Origin of the sequence: Kribbella sp. NPDC000426 (assembly GCF_040300265.1) — a bacterium.
In the GTDB taxonomy this organism is placed as follows: Bacteria; Actinomycetota; Actinomycetes; order Propionibacteriales; family Kribbellaceae; genus Kribbella.
The window spans coordinates 1-15,842 of sequence record NZ_JBEPDK010000004.1 but is presented as its reverse complement, the minus strand read 5'-3'; the positions used below and the strand labels follow the sequence as shown (position 1 = coordinate 15,842).

The window sequence follows — 15,842 nt, the reverse complement described above, 5'->3', positions numbered from 1 at the left end:
CTTCAGCGGTTTGCGGCCCAGTTGTTCCAGCTCGCCTTCGCGCCGGAGTCGCCGATGCGTACGACGTCGTACACGGCGGCAGCCGAGACCACGAGCGCGACGACCGTCAGCGCTGCGGTAAGGGCGCTTGACGCAGGCGCGAGGAAGGTGCGCTTGGCGGGCGTCCGTCCGGTGCTCTCGCGCTGTCGCCACCACACCACGACCGCCAGCACGGCGACCGCGATCGCAGCGTAGATCGCCGTGTCACCGAGCTCGGTGTGCCGGTGGATGAGCGGGTTCGGGGTCAGCCGGTGCTCCAGCCACTCCCCGGCACTCGTCGTGATCGGCACCAGTACGACGACCACCAACGACAGGATCGCGTTCGGACCGGCAAGCCGGCGCCGGGCCGCGGGCCACAGCGCGGTGAGCGCCAGCAAGGCCGCGGACAGCGGTAGCAGGACGACGATGGCGTGCACGAGGAGCACGTGGGCGGGGAGCCCGTTGACTGTCTGCATCACGTTCCTTCAGATCGGTCCGGTTCGGAACGCCCAGGCTGGCAGCGCGATCTTGGGGAATTCTTGGAACGCCTCAGCCGGCGGCCCGGAAGTGCGCGGCGTCCAGGGCCGCCTGCAGTGAACGGCGATACCCGTCCGAGGTGAACGTTGCCCCCGACACCGTGTCGATGTGGGCGCTCTGCGCGGAGATCGCCTCCTGCTGCAGTTGCGGCAGCGCGAACGAGCTGATCTCACGGTCGCGCCCGCCCGACGAGGGATACACCAGCGCGTCTACGCCGACCAGGCGCCGGCTCCGGATGGTGACCCGGACCTGCACCGGCCCGTACCGCGTACCTTCCGACGTACCGTTCACCGTCAGATCGCCGGTCCCCGGGGACGTGCTGACCACGCCTGGGGTCGCTGTCGGAACGGACTGGCTGGAGACATGGTTCCGGCTCGTCGGGAACAGGAAGAGCAGGACAAGCAGTACGCCGGTGCTCCCGCCGACCAGCAGGTTGCGCCGCAGCCGTTCCGAGTGTGCCGTCATCGCGCACCGGCCTTGTGCGCCGCGTCGAGTGCGGACTGCAGTGACTGGCGATACCCCTCCGAGGTGAACGTTGCACCGGACACCGTGTCGATCTGCGCGCTCTGGGCGGTCATCGTCTCCTGGTTGAGCTGCGGTACCGCATAGCCGTTGATCTGGTCCGTCTGCCCGTCACCGCTCGGGTGCTGCAACGTGTGGGCCTTGGTGATGCGCCCGCCGCGCACGGTGATCCCGACCTGCACCGGCCCGTACTGCGTGTCGACCACACCACCTGCCACGACAACCGAAGTGGCCGGAGGTTGCGGAGTCGCGGAGTGGTCCTTCGGCGCTGTGGTCCGCGAACCGGTCGGACTGGTAGGTGGAGACGTCGGCGTACGCACCGGTGTCCGACTCGCGCCCCTGCTGGACGGCGAGGAGGCGCGGCCGGACGTGTGCCTCGGTTGCTCGGTGCTGACCACTGCGGCAGCTCCAGTGGTCGTGTGTTGCTGCTGGACGCTCGCCCGGAAAGCGACGGCGACCACCGCAGTGGTCGCCACCGTCATCAGCAGCTTGATCCCACGCCTCACCCACGCACTCCTCTCACCACGAGAACCGTTCCTGATGCAACTGGTTGGCCGGCAGCCCGAGCTCGAGCGCAGCCGCGCACACCGCGTCCATCCACTGGTCCGGCCCGCAGACATAGACGTCGTACTGCTCGATCCCTGGCACGAGATCCCACATCGCATCCGCGTCGGACCATCCCTTGGCGCTCTCCGGAAGCCACGACACCCGTTTCCGCTGCCGCGGCCCGAGTACGTAGTGCAGGCTGATCCCACGCCGCACCGCCAGCTGTTCCAGCTCGTCGCGGAACACCAGGTCCGCCGGACTGTGCGCACGGTAAACGAGGATCGCGGCGCCCGGTGGATAGTCCAGCTCCTCCAGCAACGCCCGCAGCGGAGTGATACCGATGCCGCAGGCAAACATCGCCACCCGGTCGGTGACCCGACGCTCCGCGGTCAACCGACCGTACGGACCCTCGACAGCTACCCGCGTACCAGGCCGCAACCGGGCCAGACGACTGCTGCCGTCGCCCGCCGCTTTCGCGGTCACCCGGAGCCGGTCCGGCGCCGGGGAGGCCGACAGCGAGTACGGGTTGCCCCGTGACCAGCCCGGACCGTCGAGGAACCGGAAGACGAAGTACTGCCCGGCCCGGACCGGCATCCGGTGCAGCCCGCGACCGCCGAGCAGGACCGTCACCACTCCGGGCGCCTCGTGAACCACCTCGCGCACCGTCAGCCCGTGCCGCAACGTCCGCCACAACGGCAGGGCGAACCGGAACAGCACGATCGCCCCGAGCGCCACGCCGTACGCCGACCACCAGTACAGCCGCGCCATCCGCGAGGTCGTGAAGTCCGCGCCGGTCCAGATCTCGTGCGGGATCGACAGTCCCACACCGACGTACGCGTACAGGTGGAGCAGGTGCCAGGACTCGTATCGCAGGGCCTTCCGCGCAACCTTGACCGACGTGACGACGACCAGTGTCAGCGCAGCGCTCGCAGCGACGGCCAGCAGCATCCCGCCGTACGTCGTGACGACGGTCCACGTCTCACGCAGCAGGTTGTTGTGGTCGCGCAGCGTATAGCCGGCCAGGATCAGAACGATATGCACCAGCAGCAGGTTGAACGACCAGAAGCCGACCAGCCGGTGCCGGCGGGTTAGTTCGTCCTGCCCGTAGCTCCGCTCGATCATCGGCACCCGAGCCATCAGGAACACCTGTACCAGCAGGAGATCCGCTGCGATCAGCCCGGACAGTCTGCCCAACGAGGTGAGCAGGTCCGCCGGACCGCTCGCGAGTGTCTGCAAGCCGCGCCCGGACACCCACAGCGCGATCACGATCAGCACACTCGCCCAGCACAGGACGCCGGCTGCGTCGCGCCACCACGACGGAGTGGTCCGTGGCCGGCGACGCAGGTGCATGGTCCGCGGCCGGCTGGCCTCCTGTGCTGGACCGCGGTTCGTCATGCTTCGACGATGACCGGGGATTCTTAGCCGTTCCTTGGACCGTCGTCCCTGGTCGCGGGCAGGACGAGCTCGAAGGTCGCGCCGACCTCGCTCGGCGCCAGCCGAAGCTGTCCGCCGAGCCGGTTCGCCACGTCGTGGGCGAGCGCGAGACCGAGGCCGTAGTGCTTGCGTCCGGCCCGGTGCCCGCCTGAGTCGAACCGGCGCAGTACCCGTTCCGCCGCCTCCGGGCCGATGCCCGGGCCGGTGTCACTGACAGCGAGGATCACGTCGCCCCGCTGCCGCCGTACGGCGATCCGCACCTCGCCGCCCCGCGGGGTGTGGTCGACCGCGTTGTCGACCAGCGCGATCGTGGCGCGCCGGATCGCGCTCGGTGAACCGAAGGCGGGCGCAGAGTCACCATCGGAGGTCCAGTGCAGTCGTACGCCGGCCTGCTCGGCATGCGCGCCCGCCGCGTGAGCCACGTCCTGCGCGATCCGGACCAGGTCGACCGACTCGTGGTTGTCCGAGCCGCGCGGATCAGCGGCTGCCAGCAGGTCGTCGACGACCTCCGCCAGCCGCCGGGTGTCGCCGACGACCCCGTCCGCGTCGTCCAGAATCTCGGCACTGGCTCCACTGCGCCGTAGCGACCGCCCGAGAACCTGGGCCCTGGTGCTCAGCAACGTCAACGGCGTCCGCAGTTCATGCCCGGCATCGGCCACGAACGCACGCTGCAGCGTCAACGCCTGCACCAGCGGCCGGACCGCTCGCCGCCCGATGAAGACGCCCAGCAAACCGGCCAGCAACAGGCCCAGCACGGCCGCGAAACCCATCACGAGCAGCAGGCGGGCTCGCTCCTTGTGCGCCGTCGCCAGGCTCAGCACCGCCTGCACCTGCCTGCCCTTCGTGACTCCGGTGGCGACGCGGTACTCGCCGTCGTCGTTCTCCACCGTGATCAGCTGAACCTGTCCGGTGGCACGGTCCCGCAGCGCGGTCAACTCGGGCATGAGCTCCGCAGGCAAGCCGGGCGAGGTACTCGTGCCCGAGGGCCCGGTCATCACCAGCCAGGCGCCTTCCGGCGGGTCACCGACATCGTCGGCCGTGGCGACAGCAGACCGGAGCAGGTCGTCGGCCGCACCCGTCTGCCCGCGGACCACCACGATCGTCACCAAGGCGATCAGCACCAGCATGGCCACCGCGACCAATGCCGCCGCCTGTACGGCGACACCGCGCGCGGCCCGCCGTACCAGGACCTCGTCGCCGATCGGGCGGCCGCTCACGACTTGCCCAACCGGTACCCGAGTCCCCGCACCGTGCTGATCACGTCGCGTCCCAACTTCCGCCGGCAGTAGTGGACGTACGTGTCGACGACAGTCTCGGACTCCGCGTCGCCGAACACGCGGTCGAGCAGGTCCGCCCGGCTGAAGACGACGCCGGGTCGGGCCGCAAGCAGACCGAGCAACGCCGCCTCGCGCTCCGACAACTCCACCGTGCCGCCGTCAGTCCGCCGTACCGTCCTGGTCGCCAGATCCAAGGAGCCGCCCGGCACGGCGAGCTCGACCGCGCGATCCAGATGGCGACGCAGCAGCGCACGGACCCGGGCCAGCAACTCCGACAGCTCGAACGGCTTCGTCAGGTAGTCCTCGGCGCCGGCGTCCAGCCCCTCGACCCGGTCCTCGGTGCTGTTCCGCGCGGACAGCACGAGAATCGGCGTGCCGATCCCGCGGCTGCGCAGCCGCGCGATCAGGTCCAGTCCCTCGACGGCGGGCAGGCCGCGGTCCACGATCATCGCGTCCACCTCGCGGGTGAGCGCGAGATGCAGGCCGGTGTGCCCGTCGCCGGCCCGCGTCACGGCGTACCCCTCGTCGGTCAGGACGCGTTCGAGGAGACGGGCCAGGTCGGCGTCGTCCTCGATCAGCAGGATCCGCCCCGTCATCCGGCGGTCCAGCCCGGTGTCGCGAACAGGTTGCCATCGGCAAGGATTCCGAGACCCTCGTACTCCGGGAGCAGAACTCCCGGCCAGTCGTCGCCGGCGACGAACGCGGCTGTCGCGAGGACATCGGCGTACTCCAGCGACGGACCCGTCACCGACACGGACAGCCAACGACCGGCCGCCGCCTGCCCGCTGCGCGGGTCGTAGAGGTGCGCGCCGCGGGCCGCGGTGCCGCTGGTTGCGACCGCTCCCCCGGTGCGCGCCACGCTCGCCACCACCTGGCCGGGATCGCGTGGATCCTGGATGCCGACCACGAACGGCTCACCGCTCGGACACACCACGAGCACGTCACCGCCCGCGTTCAGGCACCAATCCACGTCAACGACCTCTCGCAGCCGCAGGCCGGCCCGCTCGACCGCCCAGCCCTTCACCAGTCCCGAAGGATCCCACGAACCCGCGGGCGTCTGCGCATCGAACAACCCATCGGTCAACTCCCGCGCGGCGACACACCGGTCGGCCACCTCATGCACCACCGGGTCAACACCATCCCAACCCATCTCGCCGCGCGCCAGCAGGCTCACCGCGCTGTCCGCCTTGTACGGCGAGAACACCCGATCAACCTCGACCAGCTCGGCGAAGACTTCCCGCACCGCACTCTCCGCCCGCACCGACCCGGCCCCGTCCCCGCGAGCGAGCACACTGATGGGCAGCCCCATGATCTGCTCCACCCAACTCCGCCGTTCCACACCGCCACCGTACGACGGCTCACCGAACCCCGGACGGTTCCCGCTCCACAGACGCCGCAACCGCGACCCGCGCCCGGCGATGCCGACGAACGAGAAGTACACCGGCAGCCGCGCCCAGAAGGGCGAACGCCGAGGCCGCCGCCGCGGTCCACGGCGCCAGCGGACGGTTCGACACCACGACCGGCCGCGGGGCCGAGCCCGACGGCACGACCCAGGTCGTCGTCACCACGGCAGGACCCGGATGGTTGCGACCGGCCACGATCCGCAGCGGCAACGGCCCCGTCGCCTCCACATCGACGGCGGCCTGCCACCGGCTGTCGCCCTGCGCACCGCCCGCAGTACGCCGAAGGACGATGCCCGGCGTCGATCCGAGGTCGGCGGTCAGCGTCGTGATCGGGCCCGGCGACGGACGGCGGCTGCTCACCACGTCGACCAGCAGCAGGCTGCGGCCGGGTTGGTTCGGCCCGAGCGAGACCGTGATCAGGAGATCGTCCACCTGGTAGTCGGCGCGCGAGATCGCTGCTTCGGGCTTGTCGAACTGCGGACCGCGGGCCGGTGGAGTCCCGGCCAGCACCACGGCCATCAAGACGACTGCGACACCCAGCACCGGCGCGAGCGATTGTGCACGCGCCGACGGACCGGCGGCCGGCTGCGGCCGACGCACCAGCCACGGATGCAGCCGGATGGCATGCCTCAGGCCGAGGGCCATCAGCACGCCGGCCAACGTCAGCTTGACCAGCAGCGCCCGGCCGTACGGCGTACCGAGCGCGGCGTCCACAGTCGCGACCTGACGGCCCGTCAGCAGCAACCCGGTGATGGTCAGCACCGCGACCGAGCAGGCGGCAGCCGGACCGAAGCGGCGCCAGATCTCGACCGCACCCTCCCGCCGGCCGGGCAGCCGGGCGGTCAGGATGCCGAGCACGACCAGGCCTCCGACCCAGGTCAGGGCGGCTGCCTGATGAAGCGCCAGTACGGCGAGCGTCAGCGGACCGCCCCGCGCATGGCTCGTGCCCGCCCGGAGCACGAGATCCGCGAGCAGGAGGCACGACAGCGTGGCGACGCCCGCCCGGCTCGATCTCCCGAGGCGTGACTGCCGGACGAGCAGCACGCAGATCGCGAGCAGGACCACTTCGCGGAGGGACCATCGCAGCAACTGACCCGAGTCCTTGAGCACGGCCAGACCGGAGTCCGTCCCGGCTGCCTCCGACCATTGCCGGCCGCCCCGGGCCAGAGACGCGAACACTGTGAGAAAGCCGAATGCACCTGCTAGACCGCGGAGCGCGGCCATCGGCTCTGAGGGGACGTCGACTCTGCCGCGGCTCAGCAGCGCGGTCACCAGCACCCAGCCGCACAGCACCGAGGTTGCAGCGAGGTCGAGCCAGCCCAGTACGACGTCCGCCACTGTGCCCGCCGGACCAGTGACCGTTTCCGCCGGCCGCCCGTTCGCGGTCGCAGCAAGGCCGACACCGAAGACAAGCGTTCCCTGGAGCCGGTGCAGGTCGTACTTCGACACCACGCTCCAGCGCAGTTCGTACACCGACCGCGGCAGCTCGGGAAAGCCCGTGAGGACGACATGGATGCCCTGGTCCGCGATCCGCGCAGTCACCGGAAAGGCTTTGCCGTCCCGGTCGGAGAGGGCGACGTCGAGACCGGCGGCAGTCGGCGGCTCGGAGAACCAGAGGTCGATCTGCGTGGGGGCGGCCCGGACCGTCTGGCCCTCGGACGGGGACGAACGGAGCAGCACGGGGTGCGCCTCGGCGACCCCGGCCTGGCTCAGCCAGACGATTCCGGCCACGGCCAGTAGGACCAGTACTCGCGTGGGACCGCCGCGTCGCCACACCGCCCAGCTCATGTCCACGGTTGCCCCCCTCGGACACCACCAGTGCTGGTCGTGACGATCCCGTACGGCGCCCTGCGGAGACATCAGATGACGGAATTCTCATCTGGTTGTCACGCTCCGCCGCCGCCGGGTGAAGGCTCCGGGGCTTCCCTCCGGCGTCCGGCAGCGTCAATATGTGCAGTGGGCTCGGGGGAGCAATCCGGAACAGCGGGCACGCCAGGCGTGACCCGGCTGGGGGGAACACATGACGACAGTGCTGGTGATAGACGACGAGCCCGAGGTGGTCCGCTTCGTGCGCCGCGGGCTCGAGGCGGAGGGCTATCAGGTGCTGACCGCGACCGACGGGGGCGACGGTCTGCGGATGGCGCTGACGAAGCGGCCCGATCTGATGGTGGTCGACCTGCGGATGCCCGAGGTGGACGGCGAAGCGGTGATCGCTGCCGTCCTGGTCAGCAGTCCGCAGACCCGGGTGCTGGTGCTCTCGGCCGTCGCGGACGCCGAGGTCCGGGTCCGTTGCCTCGAGCAAGGGGTCGACATCCTGCCGAAGCCGTTCTCGATCCGGGAGCTGCTGGCCCGGGTGCGGTTCGGGCTGCGCGACGCGACCGGCAAGACCACCGAGGAGCTGGTCCTGCGGGTCGGCCGGGTGATGCTCGACATCCGGACCCGCAAGCTCCGCGTCGACGGGAGCGAGTCGGCCCTGTCGGAACGGGAGTTCCTGCTGATGCAGCACCTGATGCGCAAACCCGACCTGGTCTGCACCCGCAGCGAACTGCTCTCCGCGGTCTGGGGTTACGACTTCGATCCGGCCACCAATGTCGTCGACGTCTACGTGCGCCGGCTGCGCAGCAAGATGACCCGCGACGTGATCCAGACCGTGCGCAATGTCGGCTATCAGCTTCAGAGCGCGTGACGTCGCGCGGGACCGGACCGCGCGGACCTCCGACAGCCGGACCGGTCCGCGCTGGCACCGCCTGACCGACGCGCTCCTCGCGGTGTTCGTGGTGGCCATGCTGGCGCTGATGAACGTGATGATCGAGCGCGAGGTGATCCCGTACCACCTGTTGTTCCTCGGTCTGACGCTGGTCTACGGGTTCCGGGTCTGGCCGCTGCGGCCCACGCTGGTCGTCACGTTCCTCGTCACCGTGAGCACCGGCTGGATCCTGGTCGTCCATCAGCTCCAGGACGGCAGCAGCCGCGCGGAGTGGGCGGAGATCCCGCTGATGCCGATGCTCTTCCTGGCCATGGTCTGGCACGCCCGGCGGCGCAAGGCCGCACAGGAGCAGCTGGTGCTGATGTCGGAGGAGAGGCTGGCGGTCTTCGAGCGGGAGCGCGACTTCTTCCGCGACGCGTCGCACGCCATGCGTACGCCGGTCACCATCGCCATCGGCCACCTCGAGCTGCTGGAACCCACGGTCGACACCCCCGAGTCCGCCGACGACTACGCGATCGTGCGCCGCCAGATGGATCGGCTGGCCGCGCTGTCCACTCGTCTGCTCGCACTTGCCAAGCTGGACTCGGGCCGGGCGCTGCGGTATGTCGGCCTCGACCTCGGCGAGTTCCTCGACGATGTCGCGCGCAACTGGCGTGAGAGCGCCGACCGGGACTGGGTCCTCGAGCGGCCCTCCGGGGCCCAGATCGTGGCAGCGGACCGAGCCTGGCTCGAGCTCGCCGTCGACGCGCTCATCGAGAACGCGGTGCATTTCACCGTGCCCGGAGACCGGATCCGGCTGACCTGCGAGCGCTCCGGTTCCTGGTACATGCTCAGCGTCGCCGACGCCGGGCCGGGCATCCGGGACGTAGACCTGCCACATGTCTTCGAGCGCTTCTGGCACCGCCGACCGCCGGCCGCTGTGCCGATGGGTAGCGGGCTCGGGCTGGCGATGGCCCAGGCCACGGTGCAGGCGCACGGCGGCCGCATCGTCGCCGGGAAAGCTCCCGAAGGCGGTGCCCTGTTCCAGCTGTTCCTGCCGGTCGCCAGGGACGCGGACAACGCGGCCGGCTGAAGCAGCCGCTGGTGCCGGTTCACAGCACCGGCGCATGGCGCAAGGTGAGACTGCTGAGCTGGATGGACGCCTTCTCGCCATGGCGAAGCGCGCCCTTGGTGTTCTGGTAGACCAGGTAGTAGGTCTGGCCGGGGCGCAGCGTGTGTCCCTGCTTCATCACCGAGACGCGCTTCGTTCCGCCGTCCCGGTTCTCACTGAGCAGCTCCGGCGGATGCTGTACGTCGGACTGGAAACGCCCGGCCTTCTCGCTGTCCAGGACGACGTACGTCAGCGTGATCAGTCCGCCGTCCCCGACGACCGCGATCCGGCTGAACCGGACGCCGTACTGCTGCTCGATCGCCGCGCTCTGCGGGAACGATCCGGTATCTGCCGACGACGACCGCAGCTTGAGCACGACGAGCAGGCCGACGACCAGGGCCGTCGCCAGCACCGCGCTCAGCACCACCAGGCGATTGACTCTCGGTGTCCGGCCGGTGGTCCGGCGGACTGTTGCCTCGAGCATGTGGGTTCCCCTCCCCGGCAGCGGAGCCGGGACCGCGCCGCGATCCCGGCTCCGGCCCGTCACGGCATCGTGTATCTGGTCGAGTTGAAGGTGTCGAAGTACGCCTGCCCGGCCGAGCTGGAGCTCATCCCGGCCGAGAGCCCGAGCCAGGTCGTCTCGATCCGCAGCGTGCTGGTGTTGCCGGTCTGCAGCGAGCGACTCACCCCGTCGACCAGCAGCCGTAGCGAGCCGGCCGAACCGCCGGTCGCCGGGCCGGACGTCCAGTCGACCTGCAGGGTGTGGTTCCCCGTCGTCAGCGTCACCCAGGCACCGGTCAGGGTCCCGGCTCCGCTGCGATCGAGGACCGTCCGCACCTGCGCCGAGCCTGCCGAGAACCTGTACTCGAGTGCGAACACCTGGCCGTTGGCAGCACTTCTCGTCTGCAGCAGGCTGATTGCCGTGTTCGCGTTCGTGCCCGACGTCAGCGTGTTCCGGTTGAAGACGAACCGGGCGTGGTACGACGTCTCCGCCGTCGGCGTGTTGTCGGTGAGATAACCGGCACCAGGCAGCGTGACCTGCAGCCCGTGCAGGCTACCCGGCTCCAGCGGACCCGGCCGCGCTGCGGTCGTCGTGTTGGCGACCCCGCCGGTGCTGCCACTCCAGAACCCGAACCCGCCGGACTCGAAGTCGTCCGCGAAGATCCGGTTCGGCCGCTGGACCGAGACGGTCGTGTTCACCGGCTTGCTCCAGTTGCCCGCCAGATCCTGCACCCGCAGGTTGAAGACCTGGTTCCCCGGCGTCACCGAGGTCAGCGGGACGGTCACCTGGACCTTGCCCGCCACCACGCTCACCGGCACGGAGATCCCCTTGCCGACCCCCGGATCGGTGGTGCCCAGCCAGTACTCCGCCTTCGCGATCAGCGAGGCGTCCGTGACCGGCGCGGTGAGTGTGAGGTTCTCCGCCCCGTTCGTCGGGTTCGGCGCGGCTGCCAACGCGCCCAGCACCGGCGCGGTCTTGTCGACGACCAGGTTGACCGCGAAGAGCGCTCCCCAGTTCCCCGCCGCGTCCTGCCCGCGGACGTAGACGTGATGGGTGCCGTCGGCAAGTGCCTTCACCTGGGTGAGCGGGATCAGACCGTAGAACGTCTCACCGGTCGAATCCAGCTTGGCGTCCACCGGCAGCAGCTGCAGCCCGGTGCCGCCGGGTGGGTTCGGAACGGTCGGGTCCACGAACGCCTCGGCGTCCACCAGCAGACTCTGCAGAGCTCCGCCGGCGTCCTTGTCGGTGATCTCCGCCGACACCAGCAGATTGCCCGGGTGGCTCTTGTCCGCCAGGATCCCGTTGGTCGGGTTCGGCCCGACCGCGGCCGCGTCGACCGCGGGCCCGGTCACATCGATCGGCAACGGGATGTCGAGCAGCGGTCCCCACAGTCCCAGCGAGTCCTTGCTGTGCACCAGCACGTGATGCGTGCCCTCGGTCAGGGTCTGCAGGACAGCGGCGGACAGGTCGGTCTCCTCCGACACCACCGTCGCGCTGCGGTTCAGCGTCAGCGGCGTACCACCTCCGCTTGTTCCCGGCGTGTCGAGGAAGTACTCCGCCGCTGTGATCAGCCCGCCCGCGTCCGAATCGTCGCCGGTCGCGGACACGGTCACCGGAACCGTCGCATTGGCCGGCACGTCGGCGATCGAGCCGTTGATGGTCTGCGGACCGGTCTTCGGCAGGTTCAAGATCACCGATCCGACCACACCCCAGTTGCCGGCCGCGTCGAGGGCGCGGACGAACACCGTGTGCCGGCCGGCATCGAGCGCCGCCAGCGTCGCGGTCGTGATCACCCCGGTTGCACCGACGACGGTCACTCCTCCGCCTGGCAAGCTCATCGGCGTGCCGAAACCAGGCCCGACGGTGACCGCGTCGTCGATCACGAACTCAGCCTGGGTCACCGCAGAACCGCCGGTGGTCGCATCGCTGAGGTCCGCGGTCACGGTCACCGGCGCCTGTCCGGTGGCCGGGTTCGGGGCCAGCCGGAGATGCGTCGAGACCGGCCCGACCGCGTCGGTGCTCGGCGGCGGCGCGTTCGTGTCCAGGAAGGTGAGCATGCCGCCGAAGGCGAACTGCCCCGGGTCGGCGGTGTGCTGCCCGTTGTTGTCGAGATGCCGGGCCGGCTCGTACAGCGCCAGTTTCGACTCGGGTCCCGTCGGCATCGTGACCAGGGCGTCCAGGGTCTGGCCCGGGTCGACACTCTCCGCGGCCACTGTGGTCGCGTAGTGCATCGGGTGCCCGCCCTGGGCGATCTCGGTCTGCGACCCGCCCAGCACCGTCATCGGATGCGTCACCGAACCGGCGTTGACATAGCGCAGCAGGACCTTGTGGCCCTGGTCGGTCGCGACCGGATCGGTGGCCGGGAACGGCTTGCCGTTGATCAGCCGGTACTTCGGGGCGAACTTGCGCAGGTCGAAACCAGCCGGGTTCGCGTTGAAAGCCGGGTCGATTTCACTCAGCACGACGACAGCGTCGTCGTCGTACCCGCTCGCGGGGTACCCCGCCGGCTGGCTGCCGTACGCCGTACCGTCGGGCGGCAGCACGACCAGCGCACCGGCCAGACCCATCGCGACCTGGCGCGCGCCCGCCGGCGTGTGGCCCGCCTCGTACAGGAATGTTCCCGGCTTGGCGGCGGTGAACGTGTAGGTCTTGGTCCCCGACGCGATACCGGTGGTGTCCTCGCCTCCGGTGGGCATCGGCTGGCCCGGGAAGGCCAGTGCGACGGTCTGACCGGCGAGCTGGTTGTGCAGGGTGACTGTCACCTCGTCGCCCTGACGAACGACCAGCAGCGGTCCCGGGGCCGTCGCCGTACCGGTCACGCCGGTCGACGAGAAGCCCCAGATCGGAACGGCTGTCCCGAGCAGAGATGCCGTACCGGCGAGCGCGTACAGATCGCAGGCGGCCGTGCCGGTTCCGAACGTACAGCCCCGGGGCGTAAGTTTGCCGACGGCAACCGATGCGTGGGCCGGCGCCTGCGGCAGGGTCGCGGGTGCGGCGACGGCCGGAACCGGTGTCAGCAGTGCAGCGGCCAGGGCTGTCGACGCGACGCCCACGGTGGCGATCCGAAGTCTGTTCGTCATCGTCGTGTCCTCACTGGCTCACACAGCCGGCGGGCGGGTCGATGCGGAAGACCGTCATCATGCCGCCGAAGGCTGCCCCGTAGTTGGTGGCCTGCTCGAGTGCGTGGCTGTGGGCGATGTGGTAGTACTCGCCGCATTCGTTGTTCTGGGTCAGGTTCGACGGCACCGCGTTCTTGGTACCGAGGTAGCCGCTCTCCGAGAACCAGGTGTCCGGCCCGACCAGCAACTGGTCGGTGATCGCCGGGATCTGCGTCGGGATCGGGTTCGTGGTCGCGTTCCAGTGCTCGACGTCGCGCCAGTCCATCAGTACGTCGAGGGTCTGCCCCGGACCGACGTCCAGGTCGTACTTGAGGTACGACAGATCCTCACCGGACGGGCCCTGCAGTGCACGACCGTCGCGGTTGACGATCCGCTCGTCGCTGCCGTGCGGGTGGAACGGATAGTTCACAGTGCCCGCGTTCAGGTAGTGGATGGTCGCCGGCAGCGGGTTGGTCGCCGCGTCGTACGGCTTGATGTGCACCAGCGCGCCGTACGGCTGGCCAGGCAGCCAGGGCGCGTTGTTCGGCGCCAGGGTGTCAGGCATGCTGCGGCCGTTGATCATGAAGTACCGCGACTTCGAGGCGTTCACGTTGACGGTCTGGTTGCGCTCGACCGCCAGGTGGACGTCCGGGTCGACCTCGGACAGCAGGTAGACGTACTCCTTGCCGTTCGCGAACGCCGAGTCGGCGCGGTCGTTCACCTGGTTCGGGTGACCGGCCGGCCGGACCACGAGGGCGCCGTACAGACCCATCTGGAGCTGCTTGTCGACGTCGGTGCCGGTCTCGTAAAGGTAGCTGCCCGGGCTGCCCGCGGTGAAGGTGTAGGTGACCGAGCCGTCGGTCGCCGCGGCGGACTGGACCAACGAGGTCAACGAGCCGCCCGCGTCGAACTGCGGTTGCGCCGGGTTGCCGTTCGCCTTCACGGCGGTCTGCCCGGGGAACACGATGGACGTTGCTTCTGGCAACGTGTTGTGCAGGATCACGGTCACCTGCCGGCCGGACTCGACGCACAGCGTCGGTCCGGGCAGCTGGAAGCCGCGCTTGCTGTTGCCGTAGCTCCACATGTAGATCGAGTTGCCGTCCGGAGTGGAGATGTAGCCGTCGCGCGCGGTCAGCGAGAACGTCTGGTTCGGGTCGGTGTCGCACAGCAGGCCTTCGGACATCTCCGCGGCCGACGCCTGCGTCCGTACCACGACCGGTGTCAGCGCCAGCACCGCGGCCGCGGTCAGCGCCAGCAGCCGCTGGACTGAGATTCGTCTCATCGGATCATCGCCCCCGTCACGCATTCGCTGCGGTCTGGGCGGGATAGGTCCCGGGCGGTCCGACGACGATCTTCGTCATCATGCCGCCGTACCCGGCCCCGCCGCCGTTGTCGAGATAGGAGTACTTGCGGTCGTAGAGCAGGTACTCGCCGGGACCGGGCGCGACGAAGATCGCGTCCCGGCTCTCTCCGGGGCCGACCTCGACCGCGTTCGTCGTCAGGTAGTTCGTCGTACCGTCGCGCCCCTTCAGCAGGCTCGCGTCCTTCGCGATCACGGTCAGGTCGATGTTGTCGACCGTCAGCACGTGGTTCTGGTAGCCGAGGTTCGACATCCGCAGCAGCACCCGGTCGCCGGCGTTGCAGCGGATCAGCGACGAGATCGGCTGGTACTGCAATCGGCCGGCCGCCGTACTGAGCGGATCGCCGTTCGGGGCGGTCGTGTCCGGGTAGGCACGGCCGTTCAGGAGCCAGAAGCTCGGGTCGTAGTCGGTCCAGTCGTTCACCTGGATGTGGGCGTCGCGGTAGTGCGCAGCCGACCACAGCTCGGTGATCATGAACGCGAACTCCCGGTCGTAGGCCGTCGACCCGTCGCCGTCGTTGTACGCGTACCGCTCCCCCGGGTGCAGCGGCGTACGGTTCTGCGCCGGCCGGGCGAAGACCATGCCGGTCATGCCCATCTGGACGTGTTCGACGTCCTCGAAGTGGCAGTGGTACATGTACGTCCCGGCGTCGTGCGGACGATAGAAGTACGTCAGGTCCCGGCCGATCGGCACCGCGAGCGACAGCTCGGGTACGCCGTCGAACAACGGGATCGCGTTCACGAACCCGTGCCAGTGCAACGTGTGCCCGTCGAACAGGTCCGGCCGCTGCGCCAGTCCGAGGTTGGTCAGCGTGAGGTAGATGTCGTCGTCCTCGTCGAACGCCATCATCGGCGCGCTGATCTGCGCCTTGCCGCGCTGGGCGGCGACCAGGTTCGAGGTCATCCCGGTCACGTCGCGGAAACCGAAGACGTAGGTGTTGAACGGGCTCGGCGCCAACGGGTCGGGGAAGAACGGCGGGTCCGGCGGCGCGTCGCCGGGCATCCCCACCCAGCCGTCGGTACCGGCCAGGTGGACCTGCTTGACCGGATGGGTGACGGCGGCCGCCACGGCCGCTGTCCGGCCGGGCGCCGCCATCACGCTGCTGGTGGTGAGAAGCCGGCCGCCGAGCGCCACGCCTGCGGCAGCTCCCGCGCCGGTGAGAAATGAACGCCGCGTGAAGCCACGCGACACAGAGTTGTCGGTCACTGGTGTCTCCCGTTGCTGGTTCGTGGTGAGCGGGAAGTGGGGGGGCGCCGGGGGGGGCGCGCGGGGGCGGGCGGCGGCCCGCGGGTAATTGTAGGGGTACGGGGGGAGGAGGGGGGGGGGGGGCGGGTCACGCGGTCGGGG

The 15,842-nt window shown here is 69.8% G+C and carries 14 protein-coding genes; 2 read left to right on the top strand and 12 right to left on the bottom strand.

All coding sequences use genetic code 11. The features are described 5' to 3' along the window. Positions 1-2 precede the first annotated feature (2 nt). From ABT313_RS19270 to ABT313_RS19235, 8 genes are all read right to left on the bottom strand, one after another. On the bottom strand, positions 3-494 hold the full coding sequence (locus ABT313_RS19270) for a DUF2231 domain-containing protein (RefSeq protein WP_350855218.1): 492 nt from the start codon (positions 492-494) through the stop codon (positions 3-5). Positions 495-567: 73 nt separating this feature from the next. Continuing rightward, positions 568-1,020: an FMN-binding protein gene (locus ABT313_RS19265; RefSeq protein WP_350855215.1), complete on the bottom strand. Its 453-nt coding sequence runs from the start codon at positions 1,018-1,020 to the stop codon at positions 568-570. After that, the gene (locus ABT313_RS19260) at positions 1,017-1,583 is read right to left on the bottom strand and encodes an FMN-binding protein (protein ID WP_350855212.1); all 567 of its coding nucleotides are present in this window, start codon (positions 1,581-1,583) and stop codon (positions 1,017-1,019) included. Before ABT313_RS19260 ends, ABT313_RS19265 begins: the two co-directional genes overlap by 4 nt. A 13-nt stretch (positions 1,584-1,596) precedes the next feature. Beyond that, complete coding sequence (locus ABT313_RS19255) at positions 1,597-3,018, bottom strand: ferredoxin reductase family protein (RefSeq protein ID WP_350855210.1); 1,422 nt, start codon at positions 3,016-3,018, stop codon at positions 1,597-1,599. Positions 3,019-3,041: 23 nt separating this feature from the next. Continuing rightward, positions 3,042-4,274 (bottom strand): sensor histidine kinase, encoded by a 1,233-nt coding sequence (locus tag ABT313_RS19250; protein ID WP_350855208.1) that lies wholly within the window; start codon positions 4,272-4,274, stop codon positions 3,042-3,044. Then, on the bottom strand, positions 4,271-4,930 hold the full coding sequence (locus ABT313_RS19245) for a response regulator transcription factor (RefSeq protein ID WP_350855205.1): 660 nt from the start codon (positions 4,928-4,930) through the stop codon (positions 4,271-4,273). Before ABT313_RS19245 ends, ABT313_RS19250 begins: the two co-directional genes overlap by 4 nt. Next, positions 4,927-5,673 (bottom strand): FAD:protein FMN transferase, encoded by a 747-nt coding sequence (locus ABT313_RS19240; protein WP_350855202.1) that lies wholly within the window; start codon positions 5,671-5,673, stop codon positions 4,927-4,929. Before ABT313_RS19240 ends, ABT313_RS19245 begins: the two co-directional genes overlap by 4 nt. Positions 5,674-5,692: 19 nt before the next feature. Continuing rightward, complete coding sequence (locus ABT313_RS19235; RefSeq protein ID WP_350857778.1) at positions 5,693-7,525, bottom strand: copper resistance CopC/CopD family protein; 1,833 nt, start codon at positions 7,523-7,525, stop codon at positions 5,693-5,695. A 232-nt stretch (positions 7,526-7,757) separates the two neighbouring features. On the opposite strand from ABT313_RS19235, the gene ABT313_RS19230 reads away from it, so the two are divergent. Together ABT313_RS19230 and ABT313_RS19225 are read left to right on the top strand one after the other, a co-directional pair. Continuing rightward, positions 7,758-8,423: a response regulator transcription factor gene (locus ABT313_RS19230; RefSeq protein WP_350855199.1), complete on the top strand. Its 666-nt coding sequence runs from the start codon at positions 7,758-7,760 to the stop codon at positions 8,421-8,423. Next, the gene (locus tag ABT313_RS19225) at positions 8,395-9,516 is read left to right on the top strand and encodes a sensor histidine kinase (protein ID WP_350855197.1); all 1,122 of its coding nucleotides are present in this window, start codon (positions 8,395-8,397) and stop codon (positions 9,514-9,516) included. Before ABT313_RS19230 ends, ABT313_RS19225 begins: the two co-directional genes overlap by 29 nt. 19 nt (positions 9,517-9,535) lie before the next feature. Here ABT313_RS19225 and ABT313_RS19220 read toward each other — a convergent pair whose 3' ends face one another. From ABT313_RS19220 to ABT313_RS19205, 4 genes are read right to left on the bottom strand one after another with little or no spacing between them, the layout of a single operon-like run. Further along, the gene (locus tag ABT313_RS19220; protein ID WP_350855194.1) at positions 9,536-10,018 is read right to left on the bottom strand and encodes a hypothetical protein; all 483 of its coding nucleotides are present in this window, start codon (positions 10,016-10,018) and stop codon (positions 9,536-9,538) included. A gap of 59 nt (positions 10,019-10,077) precedes the next feature. Next, a complete protein-coding gene (locus tag ABT313_RS19215) occupies positions 10,078-13,116 on the bottom strand; it encodes a multicopper oxidase domain-containing protein (RefSeq protein WP_350855191.1) in 3,039 nt (1,012 codons plus the stop codon). 10 nt (positions 13,117-13,126) lie between these two features. After that, complete coding sequence (locus ABT313_RS19210) at positions 13,127-14,416, bottom strand: multicopper oxidase domain-containing protein (protein ID WP_350855188.1); 1,290 nt, start codon at positions 14,414-14,416, stop codon at positions 13,127-13,129. 16 nt (positions 14,417-14,432) lie between these two features. Further along, positions 14,433-15,701 (bottom strand): multicopper oxidase domain-containing protein, encoded by a 1,269-nt coding sequence (locus ABT313_RS19205; protein WP_350855186.1) that lies wholly within the window; start codon positions 15,699-15,701, stop codon positions 14,433-14,435. Between the last annotated feature and the right edge of the window lie 141 nt (positions 15,702-15,842).

Bases quoted from the DNA above. Each gene is read 5' to 3' on its own strand.
- ABT313_RS19270 (WP_350855218.1), bottom strand. From the start codon at position 494: ATGCAGACAGTCAACGGGCTCCCCGCCCACGTGCTCCTCGTGCACGCC.
- ABT313_RS19210 (WP_350855188.1), bottom strand. From the start codon at position 14,416: ATGAGACGAATCTCAGTCCAGCGGCTGCTGGCGCTGACCGCGGCCGCG.
- ABT313_RS19255 (WP_350855210.1), bottom strand. From the start codon at position 3,018: ATGACGAACCGCGGTCCAGCACAGGAGGCCAGCCGGCCGCGGACCATG.
- ABT313_RS19235 (WP_350857778.1), bottom strand. From the start codon at position 7,525: ATGAGCTGGGCGGTGTGGCGACGCGGCGGTCCCACGCGAGTACTGGTC.
- ABT313_RS19215 (WP_350855191.1), bottom strand. From the start codon at position 13,116: ATGACGAACAGACTTCGGATCGCCACCGTGGGCGTCGCGTCGACAGCC.
- ABT313_RS19230 (WP_350855199.1), top strand. From the start codon at position 7,758: ATGACGACAGTGCTGGTGATAGACGACGAGCCCGAGGTGGTCCGCTTC.
- ABT313_RS19225 (WP_350855197.1), top strand. From the start codon at position 8,395: ATGTCGGCTATCAGCTTCAGAGCGCGTGACGTCGCGCGGGACCGGACC.
- ABT313_RS19220 (WP_350855194.1), bottom strand. From the start codon at position 10,018: ATGCTCGAGGCAACAGTCCGCCGGACCACCGGCCGGACACCGAGAGTC.
- ABT313_RS19265 (WP_350855215.1), bottom strand. From the start codon at position 1,020: ATGACGGCACACTCGGAACGGCTGCGGCGCAACCTGCTGGTCGGCGGG.
- ABT313_RS19245 (WP_350855205.1), bottom strand. From the start codon at position 4,930: ATGACGGGGCGGATCCTGCTGATCGAGGACGACGCCGACCTGGCCCGT.